This window comes from Shimazuella sp. NTD247, assembly GCF_059510415.1.
The window spans coordinates 34,393-60,175 of sequence record NZ_JCAJZU010000001.1 but is presented as its reverse complement, the minus strand read 5'-3'; the positions used below and the strand labels follow the sequence as shown (position 1 = coordinate 60,175).

Genomic DNA, 25,783 nt, shown 5'->3' with positions numbered 1-25,783 from the left:
AGCTGCCATTGCAAGAATATTATAGCATTATTTGATGCAAGTTATCACTTGACAATAGAAAACCAGTAACAATACCCATATAATTGGCTGAGCACATGGTAGTTGATACCATGTGCTCTTTATCATAATTTATCACTTATTTCTTGAAGGAGTGCCATCCCTCAGTAGCCCAACCTTCTTCTTGTGATTCGCTATGACAACTCTTGCAAAGACCACACCTTTTACATACAGGTGTTTTCCCACAAAGCTTCTCAGCCTCGGGGTTAGAGGCTGTGGGGGAATGAACTTTAGCCTCGCAACCAGCCATTTCTCTCTCCTCTTATCTATAGCTGATATTACAAGAATATTATAACATTATATTAAATGATCCAAACATATTTTCTAGAGGACAATTTGATTCATTTGTAGAAAAATATGATTGGCATATAAAATCTATTAATGTTTTCGTTAATTATCTATCTTCCTCCTCTTATAATCACCTAGTTTGGGTAGATGGCATATAGCTATATCATAAACCTTCAATTTTTTCATACCAACATATTATAAGATACTTATCTTTCCTTAATGGAGGGCATTCACTTGGAAAAAATCATTGTACATGGCGGATCAAAATTACAAGGGACCATAAAAGCACATGGTTCCAAAAACTCAGTATTACCCCTTATCGCCGCTTCCATTTTGGCATCACGTAATCAGGTTACGATAAAAAACGTACCTGCTGCTTTAGAAGATGTGTCCACTATCACCCAATTGTTACGTTCACTTGGCATATCTGTTGACATCACAAATGACGAAGTATCCATTACTGCTGAAAAATTTGAGGCGACGGAAGCTCCTTATGAACTTGTTTGTAAAATGCGCGCTTCCGTTACAGTACTTGGACCACTATTAGCAAGAAAAAAATATGCCAGAGTCCCTTTGCCCGGAGGATGTGCGATTGGAAGCCGCCCCATTGACCAGCATTTAAAAGGATTAGAAGCTTTGGGAGCAGAATTTAAAATCGACCATGGCGTGGTAGAAGGTTTTGTCCCTGATCAATTACGAGGTAATAATATTTATTTGGATATTCCAAGTGTAGGAGCAACACAAAATATATTGATGGCGGCGACACTTGCAAAAGGAATCACTACAATCGTCAATGCTGCCTGTGAACCGGAGATCCATGATTTAGCTAACTTTTTAAATCAAATGGGAGCGAGAATTGAAGGTGCTGGTACGCCATTTATTACAATAGAAGGAGTAGATTTTTTACGAGGAACTGAATATTCCGTCATACCAGACCGCATTGAAGTAGGTACGTATATGATTGCTGCTGCTGTCACAAGAGGAGAAGTATTTATTGAAAATGCAAGATCCAAACATCTCACTTCACTTATTGTAAAAATGCGGGAAATGGGTGTAACTGTATTGGAATCAGATAATGGAATACATGTTAGTGCATCAGGGGAACTAAAACCAGTAGACATTAAAACATTACCATATCCTGGATTCCCGACTGATCTGCAGTCACCGATGATGGTATTGCAACTAACTGCTAGCGGCACGAGCATGTTAACAGAAACGGTATTCGAAGACAGATTTATGCATGTAGAAGAGTTTCGCAGAATGGGCGCAAATGTAAAAATAAATGGGCAAACTGCTATGATCGAAGGCGAAGCTAGTTTATCTGGTGCACAAGTAAAGGCAACCGATCTGCGTGCAGGTGCGGCATTAGTATTAGCAGGTCTCATCGCTAAAGGAAAAACAGAAGTCGGAGAATTAAAACATATTGATAGAGGCTATATTGATCTTGTGGGTAAATTCAACGCATTAGGTGCCAAGATGGAGAGAAGATCCAAAGAAGAATCCAATTCACAACTACAAGAAGGTTCGTTTTTGTAAACAATACAAAGGAAGAGACGTCTCTTCCTTTGTATTGTTTTTTGTCTATTTTGTGAAAATACTAAATGAAAGCAATATCTTTCTATCAATCTCATTTTAATTGAACGAATATTCCTGTAAAATGGAAATGTTAGAATTTATAAACATTTCCATTTGGAGGAATGAATATGAAAAAATTTACGTTTTATGTATTAGCTATCATTATGACTACTAGTATCTTTTTTATACCGCAATTTGCTGAGGCTAATCAACTTAAAACACAAACATATCAAGTCACTGGACAAGCTAAAGTCTGGGAGGGAAGTTATTCATACCGTATTCGTTCTGGAAAAAAAGAGCTTGTAAAAGGTTACGGAACGGCTTCAATGGGTGCTCCAGAATGGGGAGACTTTAAGGAGTCTATAAAAGTAGAACAGAAAAAAGATTTAACACTTGAATTATTTGAAGTAAGTCAAAAAGATGGGAAAGAAATAAACAAATTGATCATTCCACTGGATCAGATTAAAGGAAAAATTTATTACAACAAAGCATTTCGCAATGTAAAAGTTGCATTGAAATAACAAGCAAAAGCAACCAATAAAACGTTATTGGTTGCTTTATTTTATATTTTGTTCACTATTTTAATCATTTTGGATGCAGCATATTCCAAATCAGCAAGATCTTCTTTATCTAAAGATTGAAGTTTCTTGCATATTTCATCCCAATGCTTTTTGACTACTTCTTCTCCTTTTTTTGTGATGACTAAATTTACAATTCGTCTGTCTTTTTCATCTTGTTCTTTTATGACATATTTTTTCTCTTCTAATTTATAAATCAGTGTAGTCAGTTGTTGTTTACATATATCTGATTTTAGCGCAAGTCCAGTCATCGATATATTTTCCTTGCATTGCATTAAACTTTCCAGAATATGAATTTGAAGCGAAGTCAAATCCGATCGTTTACGGGTATGAAATTTCTCGTAAAATACGGGCAGAAGCCGAATGAAATTATCCGCGATACACCCTATCTCTGCTGCCATTCCCATACATCCCTTTCATTTTTTGAAATGCATTGACAATTAGTAAACATTCATTTATTATCTTTGTTAGCACAGTATGAATTATATAGGATTTTACTGTGTAAATCTACTCTCCTTTGTTTCGATTAATAAATAAACACTTACGAATAAAGGATATGGAAAGGAATTATAAAAACGTGTTGTAGTCATTCATTCGCTCGAATGTGCTTTCATTTGTGTTGTTCTTAAGTCTAGAAAACATTTTAAAAATTAAATATATTTCTATGATTGCTATCACTTAGTTACCACCATCAATACGGAGAGGAAGAAAATCATGTCAGTAAAGACTACCCAGACAGCCAATATACAGCGATTGGTGCCTTGGATCATATATATTATTTTCTTTGCTGTTTTAAATGAGACTGTCTTTAACGTCTCAACCCCAAACATTGCAAGTCAATTTCATTTAAATCCCACTCAAGTGAGTTGGATAATCACTATTTTTATTATTTTCTTTGGTATGGGTTCTGTTATTTATGGGAAACTATCCGATGCTTTTTCCATTAAGAAGCTCATTTCATTTGGAATATTGCTCTATAGTTTAAGCTCTATTCTTGGGTTTATCTTCCATAATAACTATCCTGTTGTAATTGTTGCTAGAGCACTGCAAGGTGCTGGAGCATCTGCTATACCTGCACTCGTTATGATCATTATTGCCCGCTATTTCTCCAAAGAGCAAAGAGGAAAACTGTTTGGAATCATTACATCCACTGTATCTTTTGCTATTGGAGTTGGGCCAGTATTGGGCGGTTATGTATCTGGTACTTACCATTGGTCATATCTGTTTGTTATTCCTGTTTTTTCATTGGTTGCATTACCATTTATTCAAAGAATCTTACCATCAGAGGAAACAAGCAGTGCAAAACTAGACATCCTTGGAACCCTTTTGATGGCAATAAGCGTTTCCAGTTTGATTCTTTTCTTGACTGAAGGTAATTTGTACTATATTCCGATTTTTATCATTTCACTCATTTGGTTTATTATCCATATCCGACGCGCTCAAAATCCTTTTGTTGAACCAGAGTTATTCCGCAATCGATTTTATCGCAATGGATTGATCATTGGATTTCTTATTTTCAGTACGGTGATGGGTGTAATGTTTATCTTGCCGCTCATGCTGCATGATCTATATCAGCTTAATACTCAGACCATTGGTTTAATCATGTTCCCAGGAGCATTTAGTGCAGTTATCTTTGGTACTGTGGCAGGTAATTTAACTGTACGTAAAGGAAGCCATTTTGTCGTTTATTTGGGGCTTGGATTGATTACGCTAAGTTTATTTCTTCAAGCTTCTGTCGTCGGTACATGGGTTTGGTATATCGGTATTGCGCTTGTTATTCAATATGTAGGTTTCTCTTTCTTGCAAACAGCTCTGATCGAAAGTGTGACAAACATTTTGCCCAATAAACAAATTGGTGTGGGAATGGGCTTCTATAATTTGATCTCATTTGTATCTGGTGCTGTCGGAACTGCCCTTGTCTCCAAAGCAATGGAGCAGCCTGTTTTTAAAACAGCAATCCATCCATTGGTAACAAATCCAAGTGCTTATACGTTTAGCAATTTGATGCTGATCTTTACCGTTATTGTTGTCGCAAGTGCGTTGCTGTACTTCTTTACATTTGGAAAGCAAGAAAATTTAACCGAAGAATCAGCACAATAAATAAAAATTTATAAATTTCTAATTGTAAAAAAGCAAAAAACATGGTAAGATGAAAAAACTTATTATTGAACGGAGGGGTTTCCATTGGTAATGGTAAGATTGCGTTTGAACACATGTGTCGCTAACTGAATAGTGATCAATGACTCTGTCTGGGCAGAGTATGTGGGATTCGTCTACCTTTCTCAATGGCAAAACCGTATCAGCGTACAAAAAGAGGGTAAGATAAAACACATCTACCCTCTTTTTGCTGTGCTTTTTTATGTTTTTCCTGTTAAATCACATCAAATATTTTTGATCGAGGATAGACATCCCTAAGTAAGATTGCTTGGCGGCACATCCATTAGCAAATAGGTAAGATAGTTAATACGAAAATATTTAATAAAGCGAGGTACTGCTAATTGGAACAATTACAAAAAGCGATCTTAGTAGGCGTAAAATTGCAACATGAAGAAGATTTTGAGAGAAGTATGATAGAACTTGCTGATTTAGCTGATGCTTGTGATGTAGAAGTAATTGGAGAACTAATCCAAAAACTCGATCACATTCAAGCTTCTCATTATATCGGCAAGGGAAAAGTCAAAGAATTAGTACGAATAATTGATGAACATGAAGCAAATCTCGTTATTTTTAACGATGAACTTTCTCCAACACAAATACGTAACTTGGAAGCGGATTTGCAGTGTAAAGTAATTGATCGAACCATCATGATTTTAGATATATTCAGTAATCGCGCCCGTACCAAAGAAGCGCAATTACAAGTGCAGATCGCACAATTACAATATATGCTTCCACGGCTTGTTGGGCTTCGAAAATCACTTGGCCGACAAAGCGGTGGCGTTGGTACACGAAACAAAGGACTTGGAGAAAAGAAATTAGAGTTGGATCGACGAAACCTCGAAGAACAAATCACACATCTAAATAAAGAACTCAAAATCCTTGTTTCCCAGCGGCAAATACAACGAAAACAACGGAAAAAAAGCGGTATTCCTGTTGTATCGTTAGTCGGATATACCAACGCAGGAAAATCAACAATCATGAATGCAATCGTCGAACAATCACAGCACACACCTGCTAAACAAGTATTTGCGAAAGACATGTTATTCGCTACTTTAGAAACGACCATTCGAAAAATACAATTACCTGATCACAAATCCTTTTTACTTACGGATACAGTAGGATTCGTGAACAAACTTCCACACCATCTCGTGAAAGCATTTCGCTCCACGCTGGAAGAAGTAAAAGAAGCAGATTTGCTTGTCCATGTCGTCGATTTTTCTAGTCCCAACTACCAACAAATGATCGATGTCACCAATCAAGTATTAAAAGAGATTGGTGTTGAAGACATACCAATTTTATATGTATACAACAAAGCTGATTTAGCTGATTTTCCTATTCCGATTGTGGAAAACAATGCGATTACTATCTCTGCGCAAAAGCGAATCGGCATCACCGAGTTAATTCAACAAATTCACAAAGAAATCTTTAAAGACTATCAACAATATGAGCTGATCATTCCCTACCAGCAAAGCCAATTACTAGCTGAACTAAAAAATAAAGCAAATATCCTTACTATTGCCTATGAAGATACGGGTACAAAAATTTTAGTAGAATGCAAACAATCGGATGCTGCCAACTATCTCCCTTATCTTACACAAGAGTCTAATCCTATCATATAAAGCTGCACTCCATATCCATTGCTTCAGAGGATTCTCCCCGTAGGGGCAGCATGATCGTTGCTAGTAATGGAGGTCTCGCTGCTGGGGCAGTATCAACAATTACGCCATTGGAAACGGTGCAAAGGTAACTACCTACGAAAATCACTAACTAATACTTACTTCGATAAAGTTGTAGCTGTAATGACCCTGCTTGCAATTGCAAGCGGGGTCAGTGTTTTTTATGCTATAGATCTTTCTCGTTTATTATTCTTCAGTACTGCAATTTAATGACAAATGAAAAGTCAGCATAAATTAACAAGTTGATTAATTACATAGCAGTTTTTCTGCACATAATGGGTTACAAAACGATTCTTTTGTAACCCATTATGTGCAACTCCAGTATTTACAAGGATTTTCGTTGTTTCTGATTTTCAAAATGTATCTTTCATTCAACTGATTTCTCAATAAATCAAGTTAACTTATATAGAGATTTGCCTACGAAGAAGTCCATTCCCCTCCATTGACATGCAGCGTCTGTCCAACCATAAAACGCGAGTCGTCCGAAGCCAAATAAACGTATGCTGGTGCTAACTCAAATGGCTGGCCCTGACGGTGCATTGGATTATTTACCTGCGTTACTTCATCAGCAGAAAAACTCGCTGGAATCAGTGGTGTCCATATTCTGCCTGGAGCAACCGCATTCACCCGTATTCTTTTTTCGATCAAATTATGAGCTAATGCCCTTGTAAATCCAACAATTGCTCCTTTGGTCGCAGTATAATCGATCAACTGTTTGTTTCCAGCGTATGTAACAATCGAAGTTGTATTTATAATGGAACTCCCTGCTCGCAAATACGGCAAAGCAGCTCTAGTCGTATAGAAATGAGAGTATATATTCACTTTGAATGTATCATCAAATTGCTCATCGGTTATATCAAGTAGACTCAACTGCTGAAACTGTATTCCAACATTATTGCATAATATATCGAGTCTGCTATATTTTTCGATTGTTTGAACAACGATATTTTTGCAATGATGTTTATCCCGCATATCTCCTGGCAACAATAAACATTCTCTTCCAAAATGTTGGACTCGTCTTTTGGTTCTCTCCGCATCTTCTTGTTCATCCAAATAAGAAATAGCAACATCTGCGTCTTCTTTAGCAAAGGCTATGGCAACTGCTGCTCCTATTCCACTATCACCTCCTGTGATCAGCGCCACTTTTCCATATAACTTTTTGCTTCCTCTATAATTTTGGTTCTCGATAATCGGCCGAGGAACCATATATTTTTCTAATCCTGGCTGGCGAAGTTGACGCTGTTCAGGAACGGTGATTGGCACTTCTTCGTAACGAGTAATGGTGCCATAGTTCGGATGCATCGGATATACACAGTCCTGCTGTTGAGATCGTTTGTGTTCTTTGGATGACATGAAACCAACCCCCCTAGATAAATTTTATTGCTACAAGATATGCACATGCTGTAGATAGGTGCCTATATTAGAAAGAAGACAGGTTAAAAAGGGGATTAGTTATCAATGAGAACAAATAGCGATAAGCACAGGCTTTTGCTGCTAATACCATATTCCGATGAAAAAGTATCTATGCAGTACAATGCCAATCCTTACACTTGGAAAATGCCATTAATCGGACCAAGACCGCCTTATTTCTGCAATCCGCGTTTTGAGCGGTATTATCCTATTCTTTGAACATTAATTTAAAAGGTAACACTTTTTCATTATATTAAAAAAATGCAAACAACTTGTAGCTTCATTGAAGGGGCGGCTCATGGATTCAATAAGCTCTCGTGGTATAGATAGTAAAAGAAGAATCACTCATCAGCAGGGATACTGTTAATCTGGTATAAGCTGAAGGAAAATAGTAAAATTAGGGCATTTGCTGAAGGATTGAGGGGAAATAATGATGATTGGGAAATTATCGAAGTTTTATAATGGGGTTTTCTCGAGATAGATACGTTAGTAGCCAGTAAATTGAATTTGTGAGTTCAAAACAGTGATATATTAATCTTTGACACTCCACATGGCTGAAGCCATGGGATTCTTGGGACGGTAGCCTTCTGACTACTTCATTACCAAGCTAACTCCGTGAGCCCCACGGTTGAACAGAGTTTTTGTTGCTACGTCATAGCAAAGACTTACTGCTTGGTTTTCGTATTTCAGTCTAGCCATTTTTCGGTACGCATAGCATTTTACGTGCAAAACGATTGGTTTGCACAACCCTATATACTATCCACTTTTCAAAGAGCAACTGTCGATAGTCTAACAATAGAATGTATGTTTGTAAAGTGTTTTTTGAAAAATTTGTCAGATTTACGAGAGGTAGAAACCTCCCTCGTCTACAAAGTGAGACTTGCTACTTTAGTGAATTGGCGAAACTTGTGCTCCCGTTGTAGTGATGCTCGCTAACATCCCACGATTCAAACCGTGGGTTTTCTCACTCGCAAGATTATAAAACTCGTACTCATGAGGAGTGCCGGCAAGCATTGACGGATAAAGTCTATTAGTGACGCTACCGCAAATAAAAAGAAAGATCTAAGTGGATTTATAACCCAACATACCTTTTCTTATTGCATCCGTGCCATCGCCTAACATAGACGAGGGCACGGATCGACCTAGGAAAGAGCGTTAGACGATCACCTTGGGGATCTCTTTCTTCCACCGGTCGGCTTCCGACCAGATGTCGAGCGCTCCGTGAAACGAGCAGTGCACGTGGAACATGTAGGGATCTGTATTATGCCGACTTACCTCGACAAGTGGGTTAGAGGAGCGGGCAAGACGCTTTCGAATCAGCTCTCTATCTTCGGACAACACAGGCAGGCTCAACTTCACCGGCAGCCGTGCGCCAAAACTCAGTCCGCGCGCACTTGCTTCAACGAGCGTTTCGCGCCTGCTGATGTTGTAGCCCAGGCTCTCAGCGTATTTCTTGTGTTCTGGCTGATCTCGGTGCGCCCATACCTCCAGTTTACCGAACTTGGCAGTGATACGTGTGTTTGCATGGGCATCCATCGTGCGCTGACAGTGTTCGAGCGTGTTGAGTGCCCCGACCGTGTGTGGACTCACATTCTCCGTGAGTCCACGATAGAACTCAATGACGCGATCATTGATGTTATAATTGCCACTGAGATGCATCTGCACGATCCGCAACGCGCGGTGGCCCTCCTTGGCCGTCATCCAAGAGTGAGCCAGCACAATACGGATCTTCCATGGCTCGACGTGAACGTGCCGTACGTTGATCTTCATTTTCGGCCTTCCGCTTGGTTTTTGTGTACGATAATAATTATACCATTTCTTGCGAATATGAATAGATAGAAAGTGGAAGATATATCAAACCGAGGTCATTGCTGTTGTAAACAGTATGAACAGCATTATGTAAGCTCCTACGGACAATAATTTATGTTGTTCGTAGGGGCACCATCCTATTAAGACGCGGGTGGATACATATCATTTAGCATCTTTTGCAGTGCTCGCAAATCAAAACCTCTTTTTAGCAGCAATACACAGTTTGCATTGGCTTCCATCGCCCAAGTTACTTTCTCATTGATTTCACTTGGATGTTTGCTGCTTCGGATGCCAATCAATTGATAGTCTTTGAAATAAGAGAGATCATACATGTTCTCTACCATGTCATCTCCACTCCCTATGGAATTAATCTGACTTACAAATTGACTCCAGCCACTTACCCGAAGATTGCGTGGACAATTTTTTCCACTCCAATGATGGTGTTGGACTACATTGCCGATAGGAATGGCATGACGATTCATCAAGGTCTTTGCCAACCATGCAGCATTTGCTTTCGCTTGCGTAAAATCTCCATCTGAATTTACGCAAATTTCAATAGCAATACTCTTCCGATTACCAGTACCTTTAGAACCGTCTCCAGCGTGCCATGCAACTTCATCATCCGGTATTGACTGCCAAATTTCATGATCATCCACGGTATAATGCCAGCTGGCAGATCTATTATTTCCAGAAGCTTGTAATCTAGCATGTGCCTCAGCATCTGCCCCAGCATCTGTATTATCTGTTTCATGTATTGTGATATAAACAGGATCCATTGCTATTCCCGGTCTAGTATCTTTTAAGCTAGCAGGTATTAATTTTTGTTTGATCTCCATTCCCCTTTACTCCTTCCTCTTTCTTTTATAATAGATGGAAATTCTACCAATTGTAACGGCATTTGTATATAATATTCAGTAGTTTCTGTGTTTTATAAGTCAATCCGCTTAGTTCTACCCTTTTTCATCTATACTGAATCTATGAGGTGAAAATATGTTTACTATTATCTATTTTTTTGGTATGTTCGCAATGATTATCATCCGATTTCCTCATTATAAACAAACAAAAAATAACACAATCATAAAAGCCCACAAAACAATATTGGAGAAAACACTTTTAACGATAATGTCAATCGGTACTTCCTTAATCCCCATTCTGTATGCGTTTACAAATTGGTTTGATTTTGCACAGTTTACCTCGTCATTGTGGATTCCTATTACAGGTACGATCATAAGTATACTAGCACTTTTGCTATTTTGGCGAACTCACATTGATCTGGGAAAAAACTGGTCACCTACATTGGAGATAAGAGAAGATCACACACTTATTACAACTGGTATCTATCATTATCTGCGCCATCCCATGTATGCATCCTCTTTACTATGGGCATTAGCACAAATACTGATCATACCAAATTGGATTGCAGGAACAGCTCCGTTTTTATCCATTTTGATTTTATATCTCTTTCGTGTAAGAGAAGAAGAAAAAATGATGGTGGAGCAGTTTGGAGAAGAATATCGTAGGTACAAGGAGAAAACAGGCAGCATTATTCCGAAAATTAGACAAAATTAAATGTACTGATTGGCTGAATGAGATACATTCAGCCAATCGATGAAGTACTATTTAGAACGAAACGTTCAGCCAGCCAAACCACCCACAGGCATCTGAACAACGAAAAAATCGTTTGGTAGTAGTTTCGATATTCCTACGTACCACATCATCTGTTGCATCACGAAGTAGATGACCTTTTTCGCTGTGCTCTCTTCGTCGATTCGTATCTCGTCTGTCCATTTTATAGATCCTATCCACTTGAGAGTGTACTTCTACTCCCATCTTATCATGGATTGTTTGTGTTGGGACTACCATTTATCCTTTACTAACTCTGACAAAGCATTTGGAAATAACGGTTTACTCAATTGCAAAACGGCTTTCGCATACTGTTGAATTTCATACTGTGCATCGTGTTCCAATCGCTGCAAAAGAAAATGGCTGACGGATTGAAGCGAACCTGTCCAATACCAGCGAACATACATCCCGTAAGAAGGTAAAAACAAGCGAGCTTGTTCTGCGCATACACCATCTGCTAATGCTGCTTCATACTTTTTTACACCTTGCTCTACGTATTCCATTAGCTCTTTGGTATATTTTTCTCCTTGTTCCCATGAAATCAAATCACCACTGCCCTGTTTGGAGTTTTCCGGTTTTTCTCGCCATTCTCTGGCACTGGGAATGTAAAAATTCGGTTCTTCTGTTACATATCTTCTACTGGATTCATTCCATGCTTCTAAACTATCACCAGTTGATTCCAAATGGGCAGAACCAATAACATACTTCCACCATTGTCTTGCTACCATCAATGGAGCATAGACCTCAAACTGCAACAGAACATGTCGAAAAGGAGAAGTATGTCCTTCTCTCGCCAAAAATTTTATCAATCCTTGATCTTTATCACTCCACTCCATCGATTCTTTTTCATAGGACACCCTAGCAGCATTTACAACAGTCAAATCTGAACCCATATGATTAACGAGTCGAACATAACCTTTATCCAAACTTTTAACAAAAAAATCCACTCCAGATATCAATTTATTTGGAATACTCATAATTTATAGTATAATAAATCCGAAAACCCCACCTGCCAGATGGAGGATCTGATGTTTGAGTTTCCTTTGATGAAAGCAATCCGAAAAGCATCTGAAAAGTTGTCTTTTTACGAAAAATTCAAAGGACAGTACCGAGATGCACTTCTGTATATTCTGAACTTGACTGGCATTTCCGATCGATTCCTTGAGACATTGAACGAACTCGGATTCGAAAAAACCTACTTGCTTATCGACTTCTTCGGTCATGGCAAAATGGAATGGATTCCATTTGATGTGCTTGCAAATTGGGATACAGAAACAGCTGAAGAGCTTCTTCGGAAAATTGGAGAAGAACATTCCTCTGGTTGGGAGTATTTGAGCTCCCTTAAGAAGAATTAATACTTCTAGCAGGAGTTACGATTGGCAGATTTATCATCGATAAATCTGCCGATCATTGTTTTATCACAAAAAACTCCAGCCTCTCCCTTCACTAAAACCGCTCACTAGAAATATCTGCATTCACTGCAAATGCAGCATTACACCCATCTGCCGCTGCGAGAATTAATGCTGACGGACTCATCTGTGAGAACTCCCCTGCAACATATATATTTTTTTTCGTAGTGCGGCCAAGTCCATCCATTACAAATATACCTTTGTCATTTAGTTCACAACCGAGCTGTTCGGCAAAAGCATTTGGTCGAATAAATTTTGGAGTCACAAATCCAGCTAAGCGCTTTATCTCCAAACCGGATGGAAAAGATATTCCCTGTAAACAGCCGTTTTCCCCGTGCAATTTCTCAATCGGTTCGGTAATAATTGTAATTTGTTTTTCATTTAATTTCCATTGTAATTGCATTGAAATTGAATGACCATTGGTAGTAATGATTAAATCTTTCGACCAATTATAGACTAATTTAGTCATATGAAATATGGCTTTTTCCTCTTCTGCGATAATCACAAGCGGCTGATCTCGATGTTCCCAGCCATCACAGTAAGGACAACTAAAAATACTTTTCCCATAGTACTCCGGTAAATCTGGAATATTTGGATGAACTTCTCTCACTCCTGCCGCCAAAATAACGCGTTCCGCTATGTAGGAATTTTGTTGATTTGTTTTGAGCTCAAATAAAATAGGTTTATCTGCTATTTGGGTAATCTGAATAACACTTTCGGAGAAAAACTGAATCGATGGATAGTGTTGTATTTCTTTTAGCCCAATTTGCCTTAATTCCTCTGGACTTATTTTATCTCTTGTCAGAAAGCCATGTGCTTCTTGTGCTACTCGATTGCGATTCATATTATCATCAAAAAGAATTATTTCTCTGCGAGCTCTTCCAAGTACCAAACTTGCATTTAAACCAGCAGGTCCACCACCTATAACTGCACAATCGAAAATAGAAATACGATTCACCCCCCGATAAAAAGAAAACAACCAACTGTTATTAGCGTCGGTTGTTTTGGGAAGATCTATTCGCTTTTCATCTGGATTTCTTGTGTGTTTTCTTCTTTCGATAAAAGTACTTCTTTCTTCAAAAACCAACATAAAATAAATACGATTACAGACAAAACAAAGGCAATGGAATAGATGTGTTGGAATGATTCTACAAACATCGTCTTTATTGCAGTAACCAAATCAGGAGGGAGATTGTTAGGAATTCCACCAGATGCCAAGCGACTTGCATTTTCAGATAAACCTTTTGGCAGCTTATCTCCAAGTCCCTCTAATTTGCTCATTAGCGTAGAGGACAAAATAGTTCCAAAAACACTCACTCCTACTGTAGCTCCAATCGTTTGAAACAAAGGTACTGTTGCCAATGCAACTCCTTTGTGCTTATCTTCTACAGATTCTTGTATGATCAAGTTATCTCCCCCAAATAAAACACCCAGACCAAAACCAGTTATGCAAAGGAAGATAATAATATCAATGACAGTGGTACCAAGGTGAATATGCCATAACAAATAAAAACCGATTACTGGGAGAATAAATGCTACTCCCATTAATTCACGATAACGCACCTTCGTCAGCAAAAATCCACAAATCATAGATGATAAAACTGCCCCTACCATCATTGGCAGAGTAAGATAACCAGCATTAGTCGGACTAAGCCCCAATACATGCTGTGCATAAAACGGGAAGGAAGAGAACGACCCCATCAATCCTAAGCCTACTGTAAACACAATCAAAGACAGTACAAGGATATTTCGGTTACGAAATAAATGAAGAGGCACAATCGGCTCTTTTACTTTGGATTCTACCCAAATGAACAGACCGAGTAAAACAACACCTAATCCCAACAAACTTAAAATCAATGGCGAACTCCATGCATAGCCGTTATTATCAACTAAAACAGGTGTGATGAGCAGCGATACGATCGACGTCATTAACAAAACCGCTCCAGTCCAATCGATGGAAACTTTTTGTTTTTCATTTGATTCTTTTAAACCTAGAGTCAGGAAAAATGCAGCAATTAAACCAACAGGAATATTAATAAAAAATATCCAATGCCAACTCAATTTATCAACAAAATAACCACCCATAAAAGGACCGAGCAGCATCGGAATAAACATAATCGGACCCATAAAAGCTTGAACTTTTGCTCTTTGCTCAATCGGAAAAAGATCACTAGAAATCGTCATGGCAAGAGGCATCAAACCGCCTGCACCCATCCCTTGTATCCCCCTGCCGATGAGTAGCCAAGTCATCGAATGAGAAAATCCACAAATAATAGAACCAGCGATAAAGAGAGTCATCGCAACAAGGTATATTTTTTTTCGGCCAAACAAATCTGCTAATTTCCCCAAAATTGGCATAAAAGAGGACATCGCAAGCATATAAACGCCAGCGACCCATCCGTACAAGGATAATCCGCCAAGATCTCTTATAATCGTAGGCAGTGCTGTATTCACTACCGTCTCATCCAATTCGGAAAAAATCAGTCCTAACAAGAGTCCGATCATCACGAGTATTTTATTGCTTTTGCTTGGTGTGTAAGAATCTACACTAGCACTTACACTATTCATCATATCGAAATCCTTTCGTGTATTTATAAGTAGAGTATAAATACACTTTATGAACAGAAAATGAATTCATCTCTAATTATCATAAAGACGAGCAACCGCTCCATTCATGGAAAGACGAATGAAGCGGTTGTAACTACTAAGCTAAGGAAGGTTAGAATAATCGCCGTTGTGCACGAATGTCATGCCCTCATATGTCCATGGATCACTGCCTACAGTAAGAAACTTCAGCCTCTTTCCATTACCATCGAATACATCAACATTCTTCTCAGCGATTTCCCCATTCATCATGTGCCCATACCACATGTATTTCAGTGTCTTACCAGTAGGGGTAATGATCTGACCCTCCTGCCTCTTGGACGTAAAATCAGAATTTACAAAAGTAATCCGATCCTTCTCCACCCTAGGCTTCGACATGAATGCTCCTTCGTAGTAGTTGATACATCATTATTATATAGAAACATAGATTGTATAGAAAGTAGCAGCCTCTCAAGTTATTACCTGAAAGGCTCTTTGTCACACCTACTCATTTACCTACTTGATAACCCCAGTGTCAGCAGCTCCACAGCATACACAGGTAGTATTGCCGTTTTTCATCACTGGGGGACAAGTGCAATCACATGACATACACTCGTCCCTTCCCCCCTTTATGGAGAGGACCACACTTACACTTGCACTTTTTATTGGAATTAGCGGCCATTGCTACTCCTTTGTGCGACATTATTGCAGATTTATCATAAATGAATCAGACTTTTTTGTCTAATTCAATTTTCTGCCTCTCACAAATAAACTCCTTGACAGGAGCCAAGGAGTCTTCTTCTAATCTTTTTTCTCATTATAATAGGTTACCGAATACAATGACCCTTCCGAAACCATATTATTATCCCCTTCATCACGAGGGTGAGGATTTCCTATCTTTGTTTCTATATCTTGATTATAGTGATCTTTTTCAGGGGGCGGCGATTGTAAATCAGTGTACATATCCCTAAATCCATCAATGAGTTTTGTACGGTATTTTTTTTTCGCTAACACATAAGTTGCAACACCAACGGTTGATAAAGCTAGACCTGTCATCCATACTTTCTTTTGAGTAGACATGTTATCCCTCCTCGAAAGTAGTTTACCCTATCTTTATCGAATCAATCATTCCGAATAAAACAGGATAAGAAAGCATAAGAAGTACTAAGCAGGTATGAGAAAAAAACAACTGCGAAAAATAGAATGATTCGGTCGATTTCTTTGTTTCCGTAGTATATATCATTTTTTATAAAAAATAACATCCTTTTAACGATAAGACAAAACCAATCATTTGCTTAAATCAGTAACCTTTGTCCAAAATAAATCTGAATCAGATTGTCTCCTATTTATAGGTTTCATAAATCTGTCCAGCTCCATGATCTCTGCCCAATCGGTTCGCCTAAAGTTCAGCCATATGGAATTGTCAAAGGATGCACATTCACTACAAATAGTGATATATATTCGAATAATGCTTTATACAGAAAACCGTCTGATTTTTAAGTCAGACGGTTCCTTTCTAAACAAACACTTTTATTGGCAAAGAAGTTAATGATTGACCTGTCGCAGATTCTGTCAAATTCCTTTCTAGATTGAAAGATGCAACAGCCTCAATACGAGAAAACTTTTGCAAAAACGATCGTAATACCATCTGCACTTCCAATCGAGCTAGTGGTGCTCCAAGGCAGAAGTGAGGACCATTGCCAAAAGTGAGATGTTTTTTATTGTTTTTGCGATGAATGTTTATGGTATAAGGATCTTCAAACATATCTTCATCCAAATTAGCAGCACTCATCCATGCAATTACTACGTCTCCTTTTTTCAGCGGTACACCTAATAAATCATTATCGACTTTCACTGTACGATTTCTTTTGGCGATATGGAAACGATACCGCAGCATTTCCTCTACTGCGTTTGGTATTAAATTGAAATCGTTTCGAAGCGTCTCATAAAGCGTTTTATCATCATAAAGAAAAGAATAAAAGGTATTTGCAATCATATGGCTAGTGGTTTCGACTCCTGCACCTAATAAAAGCATGGTTGCCTTGACAATCTCATCATCTGTAAATTTTTCTCCGTCAACTTCCACTTTTATTAAATCAGAAATAATATCATCCGAACCATCTGTACGTTTGTTTATCACAATCGGGTACAAATACTCATAATACTCTTTTGCGGCTGCTTGCTTCTTTACCAATACTTCTGCTTCATTGCTCTGGTCATATGGTTGAAACAATATATCCACCCATTGTTTAAACTGTACCCTATCTTTTATTGCAACTCCAAATAAATCCGCAATAACTAGACTAGGCAGAGGTGCTGCTAGATTATGTACCACATCAATCGTTGTATTAGCGGGGATTTCTGCTACCAGATCATTAGCAAGCTTCTGAATTTTCGGTTCCCACTCTTTTAAACTACGAGGAGTAAATGCAGATGAAAACAGAGAACGGCTTTTCCGATGCAGAGGAGGGTCAAGATCAGTCAAAGCCAATTTATGGGATAACTTTTCACCTGTACCCACACTTGTCGTCGTTCTTGTTCCCACGTTAGAAAAAAATTCAAAATCCCCCATCACTTGTTTTACATGCTCATATTTAAACACATTCCATGTATTCGTTTCTTGATGATAATAAACAGGATTATCTTGCAGCATCTTTTTGTACCATTCCAACGGAAAAAATTCCATCGATCGAGATGAAAAATTCGTAATATTATTGGTGGAAATAATCTCTTTGTTCATCAGATTTTCCCCTTTGTGTTAATTTAACATATATTAATTTACCACATTGCAATTACGATTATCAAGAGAATAATCTCCTAAATTTTGAATTATTTATCTCTTTAACCTATTTCACTTTCTAATCAAAAAACAGAACCTATTAGGTTCTGTTTATTACTCACTTTACTTTTCGCATCAAATTATTTATCCAATTCAACTCTTCTTGGAGTCGATTTGTTGAAAATCGCAGTACTTCTTCTGTATACTCATTTTTTTCGATTTCTGATGGTTCTCTTGATAGTAATTTAATGAGATGATTTTTTCGCAAGTCCAATATACGCATCTTATCGCTCTTACTAATTCTGTCAAACAGGGCCACTCTCACTAAAAATTCAATATCATTCTTTGCATGTTTGGCATGAAAATCACTTACCATTTCGCTAAGGAGAACTTTGCCTTTATCTGTGATGTAGTATACATGTCGATTGGGTTTTCCAGTTTGTTCACTTACCTTTTTGATGATTGCTCCTTTCTCTTCAAATCTTCTGAGGGATGGATATAACAAGTTATGATTAACATCGATTACTTCCCCTAATTGATCTTGGATATTCTTTTTAATTTCATACCCATGCACAGGAGATATTTCAATCAGATGTAGAACCAACAAATCAATATACATAATTACCTTCTCTTTTCAAATTTCTTTTCCATCAATTGTTCACATGATAACAGTACAAAAAGATTCGATCAATATCTAGCAGACAGATAATACTGATTTTCATTCATAGAAAAAAAGCCAATTTTCCTGTTGATTCGGATTTGGCTTTTCCTCCACTTGTTTGTTTAAAACTGCTATTTCCTTTATAACCAAAATTACAAATTACTAGGGCAGTGCCGGCATTTGTAAAAATTCTCTATTTGCAGCATGATATATATCAGTCCATTTTTTTAAATCAGAATGTGTAGGAATTACTCCTGACTGTTTTGCCTGGTCATAAGTCTCTTCTGCATTCATCTGATGAGCTGCTTTTTTGTTATAGATAGTAGATATATATACTGTGTCATTCTGCTCAGATATGATGGAATAGTCAAATGTTCCGAGTTTTTGATAAGCGTCTAAACTTTGTTTTAGTTTTGGCCAATCGGATTTCTTAACAGCCGAAACTTCTGCCAAGACTAACATAGTCAGTTTATTTTGCGGTAAGGGAAGACCAAAACTTACAGCACGTGTATCTGGATTAATGGATGCTTGTATTTTTCCTCTCCATTGTGAAGGAAAAGATAAGCGCAAACCTAAAATATCATCTTCATATTGTTGATAGACTAATTTTAATTGATTATTTTCACTCCAATTATACCAGCTATAAAATGATGGCTGCTCAGCATTAGAAAGGTTTTGGCTGTTATTCACAATATCCGTGAATGGAATGTCAATTATCCCGTCATGATTCATGTCTCGACTTTTTATATTATATAATCGGTAATTTTTATCACTTTTAAGGTCGTCAAATGCATTGTACAGCTTATTGTCATCGATGTAGAAAATCCCAGCTTTTCCACCGTGTGCACCTTCAAAGATATCTGCAACGATACCTTTGCGATTTTTTTGCACCTGTCCAACAGTAATATAATCCATTTGAACAGTTCCATTAATTTTTTTTGCGTCTTTTAGAAGAAGCTTATTTTGATTCGATTTGTAAAGAACGATCTCCGTTTCCATGTTTGATAATTTTTGAAAAAGAATTAATTCTGATTTCTGATCATGATCCAAATCTGCCACTACGGTAGCATATGTCATTTGATCGAGAACAGGGGATAATTTATGTTGTTTACTCCACTGAAATACTTTTGTTTGTGCTTCTATCTCAGATCCTTCTTGCAGACTTAAAACAATTTCAGGTAGTTGATCTTCCGTTAAATCTTTTGCTTCAGCGAGTTGAAAATCATCTCCATTGAAGGTTTCTACGGTTGCTTTCTTCCATTTTTGACCTTCCTTTTTAATAATAATTATTCCTAATTTCTCATTTTGTTTGAATAAGCCAATTCCTTCTGCATATTGATCATTATCAAGATCTGCTGCGAAAAAAGGGGTGCGATTCTCTCCAAACTTTGGAAAAGTCCATGTCGCTCCGGTTGGCAGAAAAGGAGCTATTGCTTTTGCAACTTCAGCAGAGGATATATTACTAGTTTTTTCTGTTTGTGTAAGCGTTTTTATTTGACTAGAACATGCGACTAAAAGCATCGGAAAAAATAGCGCATATAAAAAGGGTCGTAGTTTGAGCATAATACAATAGTCTCCTTGTTAAGTAATATTTAGAACAAAGAATAAATAATAGAACGCTATGATAATATAATATTTATATTCCCTATCTGCAAGCCAAAGGCAACCAAAGAATATAGTAAAACCATTTTTTCTGTTCTATTAGCAATGAAAGTGGTAGAAATCATCAAAAAATTTTCTCCAAAAGACCGGATGAAAATTCAACATATTCATTCTTGATTTTTGTTTTAGACTACCAGTAAAATGATTTGACGATTCTTTGATTATTAAAAAGCTTGCTGAGTTTATTTCAATAGAACGATTATGCTGCCCATTTTTAACATTTGAACTGTGTGTGAAATCCAATAATTCAGTTTGGTTACGATTGACAGGACCAAAAATTACAAAAAAATTTTTAAAAAGTACTTTTCCTTGGTTATAACCATAGCTTATCATCATATTAAAATTTAGTTATTATATCGAAATTACGCTCTGATGTTACTATTGCTGCATGGTTGGTCTATTCTTTGAAGTAACATCAGAGCCACACACATTATCATCACCTTTAATAACTTCCAGTTATATTACTTATACATAGCTTTCCCTCTGTTGTTATCAACAGAGGGAAATAATTAGGTTAAAATATCAGAACGATCGGAGAAAAAACTGATGGATAATAGGATACATAATCGATCTCTAGTTCTCCATCAACGATCTGTACAGCGAGTCTCCCTTCAACAATAAGACGGGAGTATTCTCCATCTTTCAGCTCAGCCACACCAAATCGTTTAGCTGGCTTGTCTTTGATCTTCACAATACCACTGTACCATGTTTCATTATCTTTCTTTCTTGTCATTTTCATTCCTTATCTCTATATTCGGACTATTATATTATACTATCTTTATTGATGAGTTTGAATAGTCTTCATTCTTTGCAAAGGTAATTAGCAGTTTTTTTATGATTCTTTATCAGAAGGATACATCTGCAGCTGCAAAGCACATTGATGAATGAAGCATTAGTTCATCAAGTGTAGTTCTCACTTAATTTTAAATCATCAGCCCCGTTTTTACTCCAAGCCAATAACCAACAAACGCCAAAAGGATTCCAAATGTATAGCTTACTCCTATATACACTAAAAATTTTTTCCACTCGTGTCTTTGTTTCAACTGAATACTTTCCCATGTCATAGTGGAAAACGTAGTAAAAGCACCCATAAAACCGGTTCCGATTAATAAAATCCAAGGTTCAGATAAGGGTATTCCAGCGATCCACCCCAATAAAAAAGCACCTAAAAGATTCACTATCAGCGTTCCATAAGGAAAATTTGGTATAGGTTTATTTAGCCATCTGCTTATAATATAACGAGAGACGGCTCCTAAAAAACCTCCAACTCCCACCAATACACTATTTATCATCATACGTAATCACCTTCTACCACTTTCTTTTTTCTCTGTTTCATTGCCATTTGGTATCCAAACCAAACTAATAATAAACCGCCCCATAAACTTAGTAAGAAATAAAGAAACGCCATAACCCATGAACTAGTTTTTATCATCTTTACTATTTCTAAGCTAAAGGTTGAAAAAGTAGTAAAAGAACCAATGAAACCAGTAGAAAAGCCTACCTGAAGCCATTTTGGAATATTTTTTATCTGTACAGTCCAGATAGTGAACCAACTAAGTAAAAAACAGCCAATATAGTTCACTGTCAAGGTTCCAATTGGAAATCCCCACACTTCACTCGACGGGATCCATATCCCTGCATAATAACGAAGTAATGCACCAATTACTCCTGCAATTCCAATTACCCAATAAATCATATGAGATCGCCTCCTAAAAATAAACAGACTCCTACCAGTATTTATACTGGTAGGAGTCATCAGCTTTGTCAGCAGTTATGGCGAACTCCATCGCCTAGATTCACTTTCATACAGTTTAACATATGAACAATTAACACTCCACACGGATAAACTATAAGATTCTTGGTATGGTAGTCTTCTGAATCCTTCATTACCAAGCTGAACCCGTGAGCTCCATGTTTCCCTTATCTCATAAAGTAGTCTACCTGCTTGTTTTTTCACATCTAAAACTATCCAAAAATTGTAAGTAATGACAGTATACCACTGACTGTATGTTTGTAAATACAATTCTCGAAAAAAGTGTTGAACTCTATGAGAGGAGTGAATCTCTCTTGCTTAACGCTCGTTAACATATACGCCAGGTTACCACTTTTATTTCCTTTTTTATCGTTCCCTTTATTTTGAATAGATGGTATAATATAAATATTAGTGAATCTACAAAAAGGGAGTGTTTCTTATCGAAAGAATTATCCTGACCCCAAATGAATGGAACACCACAGAAGACAACTTAAACCTTATAATATATGAGTTACAAACTTAGAGAACAAAAACAAGAGGGGTGACCCTCTTGTTTTAATGTCTTCGACACGTTAAGCTTGGTTTGCAAGTCATTTAAAAAATTTAAGATACTGTATGTTGAAAGATGAAAAAATTGGGTATGTTCATTAACCTTGCAAGATATTATTCATATTTGTACTCATTTTGTTGATTAAAATTAATTTAAGTTCAACCACCAAGAGAGCATTCCTATAAGGAATAATCTTCGATCAAGATATCTATCCATTAACAATTTCGCCAAAAATAATGATCTTGTTGGCAGTTGAGTTGATGGATAACAGATATTTAATTATTTAACTCCTCTCCGTTCTCATCTATTTGCTTTGTTCCTCCTCCAAATAACCAATTATTTTTCTCCACAAACGCAATAAATTTATCCAAAAACTCATCGTGGTTCATATTTGTTTGTTCATCTTTTGCAAAGATAGTGCCCCTAATTTCTATACCTAATTGTTTGTCTTTTTTCAAGTATTAACCTCCTGAATCATAGTATGATAGTTTGAGTCCCGATTCGTCAGAGATTCCATTATATGATTTCTGTTATCTCTTAGTTGCAAGGTGCTGGTTATTTGCCCATACCTATGATTGTTCTGTAAAGCACTCCTTAGATGGTCCCAATAATTTAATAAGAAATACACCAGAAATGTTAGTTTTGGATTGTTCTCGATTCCATCCTCTTCTTATGCTTACAACAATAACTCATGTGTTGGTTTGTGACTGGGTTGCTATTCTACTTCTCGTAGATAATCATAGCTGTAAAATGATGCATGGTAGAATAATTATTATCTTGATAGGAGCTTAATTTAATATCCAGAATTTCATTTTTTCTATGATTCGCTATAATCCAGTTATTAATTGTTTTTTGTATATGCTCTTCTGAATTTGATCTAAAAATTATCACCTGTTTCATATTTGCTATCCTCCTAAATGGGTGTGAACCGTTTTGTGCTCTAATTCGCAGATAGTCTCCATCTAAGGAACAACCATCTTAGCAACAGTTCCATCTGGAAAATTTCTACTTGACTGAAAAATCACGAATCAGCTCTTCTATTTTCCTTTGATTTAATATAACGTACGGCTCCCACTTACTCTACACATTGTCATTGGGAATCCATCTCAATCATATCCTTTTTCGTCTGCAATCAATGTGTTTATAATCACAGCAGAATTCACCATTAAGAGAAATGCATCCTAATTCTCAAGCAAGTTTAAAACAGAATCAAAAAAGTGATTCCCTCTCTCGATTTAACAGATCTTGCATATACCTAGTAAAAGGTGAGAGTTATGTTTATTTATTTTAATAGAGAAATAATTTGCTCATCCCTATCAGCCATCTTGCTGCTGACAGGGGTGGGTGATCACCGATGCGGTGAGTTGGTACTAGTCCGAAATACCAGATGTTACAGAGAGCGACGGATCTCTTCCCTTTTCTGCATGCGAGCCAGCAGAATATGCTTGTCCTCATCTGTAGCAACGAAGGTGAACAATTTGAAGTACAGCTTCACAAGAGTTTCTCGTCGCGCCGTGAGTAGTGCACCGATCATCAGATCAAATTCGGAAATCAATGGAGCACTCCCAACCTGAATGAACATACCACTGATGTCACAATCCTTAGGGTTCTTAATCCGTAGAGTAAGCACGTTCCACACCTGAAATTTGTAGTTTTCACTGAGTTTCTTGAACAGACTAGGGAACTCTTGTAGCATCAGCTCCGTGAGTTCTTCATCGGCAAGCGCATTAAGCACTCCCCACTCAGGAGATTTATGAAAATAGAACTCTTCATTCTCAGACATGGTGATCTCCCAATCACTAGAACGAACTTATTCTTATTATATTTGTTAACCTCCAAAGTTACTATACTCCTTCTTATCGTATAGCGAATACAGATAACGTCCTCTATGTACATCAAAAAAAGAATCCTTTCCTCTTTCCGACTCTCAAAGATACCGATCAACCAAAAGTTTCAGTGATTCTGCACTTGCTAGACAGCGGAGAAGGACATTATTAATAAATAAAGGATAGCATCCAAACAGCCATCCTAAATGATTCTTATTCATTTTCATGAAAATCCGTAGCCTTGATTAACAGCTAACATTGGATAATTTTTTCTTTAATCTAGTAATCATTTTTGGATTCCTTGTTCTTTGACAAAATTTATTGTCTTTTCTATTAATATAGAAACTGTTCGTTTATCCCTAAATTTCTTCTTTTACAGCCATCCAGAAATAGAGAGATTTTAGAAGTTGATATAGAATGCCACAAGAGAGGGAAAACCTTCGTTTTCTAATTTGTAAAATTGGGTGTCTGCTGAACAATCTTATAGATAGACTCAGCAGACACAATAGGAGCAGCTCATTACGTGCGACAGTCAAACCCATCACAGCAAGAGGAGCAGTTACCACAGTAACCACATGTGGAAAGAGCTTTATGACCGCATAATCCCACAAGGCTACAGATGAATGCAATGATCGATCGCATGATCATCTCCCTATGTTATGACAGATGGGTTATCTGTCATTTTTTTATTTTATCACTATAATTTGGGTAATTAAAATCTTTATTACTATTTGGAACATCTCATTCAACGTCTCCCATAGGACTTCCATATCAGCTCTATACTAGGATAAAATTTGCACGCAGGCTCTTAAAAGCGGGCGACCTGCTACATCCGAAGACATAGCAGCTCACCGTGCTCCCTCAGGAGCTATTTTCACTGTCCAGTGCAGTCTGCGGCTTCTTTCCCAGAGCCGCTAGCAGAAGAGGATGGTTCTCATCCTTCCTTGCCTCCCACAAAATCTCAGCATTCCTCTGCTGTTCCCCAGGGATTTCCTCAGGACAGTCCGTCTTCTTCGTGTATTCCTTACCAATATTACCACTGATACCAGACAAGTTTTTCTCCTAGGTAGCTCGATGAGGAAATGATTATCCCTCTTCTGGTTACATTTTTTATTCTAGTGGGAATTTTTTTCAAAAAAATATACAATTTGTTTCCAAAATGTAAATTTCCCCTTATTCGGTCTTTTTGCAATTTACAGGAACCATTTCTCTTCAATATGTTTATTCAATTTTATTTCCTCTATCTTCTTGAATAATTGGGAAAATGATATCCGAAAACTAGCGAGAAATATCGAAAGAGAATCAATGATTTTATATCTATTTTAAGAAAGGATTCTAGTTTAATATGAATAATACGTTATCAAAATCAGGAAAATGGATAGGTCTG

The 25,783-nt window shown here is 37.2% G+C and carries 26 protein-coding genes and 1 riboswitch; of the genes, 7 read left to right on the top strand and 19 right to left on the bottom strand.

Going from position 1 to position 25,783, the window contains the following annotated elements; translation table 11 throughout:
- The first annotated feature begins 579 nt into the window (after positions 1-579).
- Positions 580-1,881 carry a UDP-N-acetylglucosamine 1-carboxyvinyltransferase gene (gene murA / locus AC5WOC_RS00265; RefSeq protein WP_496053408.1) on the top strand — a complete coding sequence of 434 codons (1,302 nt, stop codon included), beginning with the start codon at positions 580-582 and terminating at the stop codon, positions 1,879-1,881.
- A gap of 167 nt (positions 1,882-2,048) precedes the next feature.
- Complete coding sequence (locus tag AC5WOC_RS00260; RefSeq protein WP_496053407.1) at positions 2,049-2,441, top strand: Gmad2 immunoglobulin-like domain-containing protein; 393 nt, start codon at positions 2,049-2,051, stop codon at positions 2,439-2,441.
- Positions 2,442-2,482: 41 nt separating this feature from the next.
- Here the strand turns inward: AC5WOC_RS00260 and AC5WOC_RS00255 are convergent, their stop codons facing one another.
- Positions 2,483-2,899 carry a MarR family winged helix-turn-helix transcriptional regulator gene (locus AC5WOC_RS00255; RefSeq protein ID WP_496053406.1) on the bottom strand — a complete coding sequence of 139 codons (417 nt, stop codon included), beginning with the start codon at positions 2,897-2,899 and terminating at the stop codon, positions 2,483-2,485.
- A gap of 313 nt (positions 2,900-3,212) precedes the next feature.
- On the opposite strand from AC5WOC_RS00255, the gene AC5WOC_RS00250 reads away from it, so the two are divergent.
- A complete protein-coding gene (locus AC5WOC_RS00250; RefSeq protein WP_496053405.1) occupies positions 3,213-4,598 on the top strand; it encodes an MFS transporter in 1,386 nt (461 codons plus the stop codon).
- A gap of 398 nt (positions 4,599-4,996) precedes the next feature.
- Entirely contained in the window at positions 4,997-6,274 is a 1,278-nt protein-coding gene (gene hflX, locus AC5WOC_RS00245; protein WP_496053404.1) for a GTPase HflX, read from the top strand.
- Positions 6,275-6,748: 474 nt separating this feature from the next.
- On the opposite strand, the gene AC5WOC_RS00240 is transcribed toward hflX, so the two are convergent.
- Positions 6,749-7,684 (bottom strand): SDR family oxidoreductase, encoded by a 936-nt coding sequence (locus tag AC5WOC_RS00240; protein WP_496053403.1) that lies wholly within the window; start codon positions 7,682-7,684, stop codon positions 6,749-6,751.
- A gap of 105 nt (positions 7,685-7,789) precedes the next feature.
- On the opposite strand from AC5WOC_RS00240, the gene AC5WOC_RS00235 reads away from it, so the two are divergent.
- Positions 7,790-7,960, top strand: a complete 171-nt coding sequence (locus tag AC5WOC_RS00235) for a hypothetical protein (RefSeq protein WP_496053402.1) — start codon at positions 7,790-7,792, stop codon at positions 7,958-7,960.
- A 936-nt stretch (positions 7,961-8,896) separates the two neighbouring features.
- Here the strand turns inward: AC5WOC_RS00235 and AC5WOC_RS00230 are convergent.
- Positions 8,897-9,511, bottom strand: a complete 615-nt coding sequence (locus tag AC5WOC_RS00230; protein WP_496053401.1) for a hypothetical protein — start codon at positions 9,509-9,511, stop codon at positions 8,897-8,899.
- A 179-nt stretch (positions 9,512-9,690) separates the two neighbouring features.
- A complete protein-coding gene (locus AC5WOC_RS00225; RefSeq protein WP_496053400.1) occupies positions 9,691-10,386 on the bottom strand; it encodes a peptidoglycan recognition protein family protein in 696 nt (231 codons plus the stop codon).
- 154 nt (positions 10,387-10,540) lie between these two features.
- Between AC5WOC_RS00225 and AC5WOC_RS00220 the strand changes: the two genes are divergently transcribed.
- Positions 10,541-11,119 carry a protein-S-isoprenylcysteine O-methyltransferase gene (locus tag AC5WOC_RS00220; protein WP_496053399.1) on the top strand — a complete coding sequence of 193 codons (579 nt, stop codon included), beginning with the start codon at positions 10,541-10,543 and terminating at the stop codon, positions 11,117-11,119.
- A 51-nt stretch (positions 11,120-11,170) separates the two neighbouring features.
- Here the strand turns inward: AC5WOC_RS00220 and AC5WOC_RS00215 are convergent, their stop codons facing one another.
- Together AC5WOC_RS00215 and thyX are read right to left on the bottom strand one after the other, a co-directional pair.
- Positions 11,171-11,338, bottom strand: a complete 168-nt coding sequence (locus AC5WOC_RS00215; RefSeq protein WP_496053398.1) for a hypothetical protein — start codon at positions 11,336-11,338, stop codon at positions 11,171-11,173.
- Positions 11,339-11,406: 68 nt separating this feature from the next.
- Complete coding sequence (gene thyX / locus AC5WOC_RS00210) at positions 11,407-12,120, bottom strand: FAD-dependent thymidylate synthase (protein WP_496053397.1); 714 nt, start codon at positions 12,118-12,120, stop codon at positions 11,407-11,409.
- An 81-nt stretch (positions 12,121-12,201) separates the two neighbouring features.
- Here thyX and AC5WOC_RS00205 point away from each other — a divergent pair, with 81 nt between their 5' ends.
- A complete protein-coding gene (locus tag AC5WOC_RS00205) occupies positions 12,202-12,528 on the top strand; it encodes a hypothetical protein (protein ID WP_496053396.1) in 327 nt (108 codons plus the stop codon).
- 91 nt (positions 12,529-12,619) lie between these two features.
- On the opposite strand, the gene AC5WOC_RS00200 is transcribed toward AC5WOC_RS00205, so the two are convergent.
- From AC5WOC_RS00200 to AC5WOC_RS00140, 13 genes are all read right to left on the bottom strand, one after another.
- Entirely contained in the window at positions 12,620-13,531 is a 912-nt protein-coding gene (locus tag AC5WOC_RS00200) for an NAD(P)/FAD-dependent oxidoreductase (RefSeq protein WP_496054131.1), read from the bottom strand.
- 65 nt (positions 13,532-13,596) lie between these two features.
- On the bottom strand, positions 13,597-15,153 hold the full coding sequence (locus AC5WOC_RS00195; RefSeq protein ID WP_496053395.1) for an MDR family MFS transporter: 1,557 nt from the start codon (positions 15,151-15,153) through the stop codon (positions 13,597-13,599).
- Positions 15,154-15,291: 138 nt separating this feature from the next.
- Positions 15,292-15,564 (bottom strand): hypothetical protein, encoded by a 273-nt coding sequence (locus AC5WOC_RS00190; RefSeq protein ID WP_496053394.1) that lies wholly within the window; start codon positions 15,562-15,564, stop codon positions 15,292-15,294.
- A 402-nt stretch (positions 15,565-15,966) separates the two neighbouring features.
- Positions 15,967-16,245: a YbyB family protein gene (locus AC5WOC_RS00185; protein WP_496053393.1), complete on the bottom strand. Its 279-nt coding sequence runs from the start codon at positions 16,243-16,245 to the stop codon at positions 15,967-15,969.
- Positions 16,246-16,681: 436 nt separating this feature from the next.
- Complete coding sequence (locus tag AC5WOC_RS00180) at positions 16,682-17,905, bottom strand: cytochrome P450 (RefSeq protein WP_496053392.1); 1,224 nt, start codon at positions 17,903-17,905, stop codon at positions 16,682-16,684.
- Between the two features lie 157 nt (positions 17,906-18,062).
- The gene (locus tag AC5WOC_RS00175) at positions 18,063-18,563 is read right to left on the bottom strand and encodes a PadR family transcriptional regulator (RefSeq protein WP_496053391.1); all 501 of its coding nucleotides are present in this window, start codon (positions 18,561-18,563) and stop codon (positions 18,063-18,065) included.
- Positions 18,564-18,767: 204 nt separating this feature from the next.
- Positions 18,768-20,168, bottom strand: a complete 1,401-nt coding sequence (locus tag AC5WOC_RS00170; protein ID WP_496053390.1) for a hypothetical protein — start codon at positions 20,166-20,168, stop codon at positions 18,768-18,770.
- 613 nt (positions 20,169-20,781) lie between these two features.
- Positions 20,782-21,000: a hypothetical protein gene (locus AC5WOC_RS00165; RefSeq protein WP_496053389.1), complete on the bottom strand. Its 219-nt coding sequence runs from the start codon at positions 20,998-21,000 to the stop codon at positions 20,782-20,784.
- A 190-nt stretch (positions 21,001-21,190) separates the two neighbouring features.
- Positions 21,191-21,559, bottom strand: coding sequence for a fluoride efflux transporter CrcB (gene crcB / locus AC5WOC_RS00160; protein WP_496054130.1), 369 nt, complete (start codon positions 21,557-21,559; stop codon positions 21,191-21,193).
- Positions 21,559-21,963: a fluoride efflux transporter CrcB gene (crcB, locus tag AC5WOC_RS00155; protein ID WP_496053388.1), complete on the bottom strand. Its 405-nt coding sequence runs from the start codon at positions 21,961-21,963 to the stop codon at positions 21,559-21,561. The genes crcB (AC5WOC_RS00160) and crcB (AC5WOC_RS00155) overlap by 1 nt, the downstream gene beginning before the upstream one ends.
- A gap of 43 nt (positions 21,964-22,006) precedes the next feature.
- A riboswitch (Fluoride riboswitch) is annotated at positions 22,007-22,067 on the bottom strand.
- Between the two features lie 778 nt (positions 22,068-22,845).
- Positions 22,846-23,028, bottom strand: a complete 183-nt coding sequence (locus AC5WOC_RS00150) for a hypothetical protein (protein WP_496053387.1) — start codon at positions 23,026-23,028, stop codon at positions 22,846-22,848.
- A 932-nt stretch (positions 23,029-23,960) separates the two neighbouring features.
- Positions 23,961-24,353, bottom strand: a complete 393-nt coding sequence (locus tag AC5WOC_RS00145) for a hypothetical protein (RefSeq protein WP_496053386.1) — start codon at positions 24,351-24,353, stop codon at positions 23,961-23,963.
- 904 nt (positions 24,354-25,257) lie between these two features.
- Positions 25,258-25,449 (bottom strand): hypothetical protein, encoded by a 192-nt coding sequence (locus tag AC5WOC_RS00140; protein ID WP_496053385.1) that lies wholly within the window; start codon positions 25,447-25,449, stop codon positions 25,258-25,260.
- Positions 25,450-25,783: the final 334 nt, after the last annotated feature.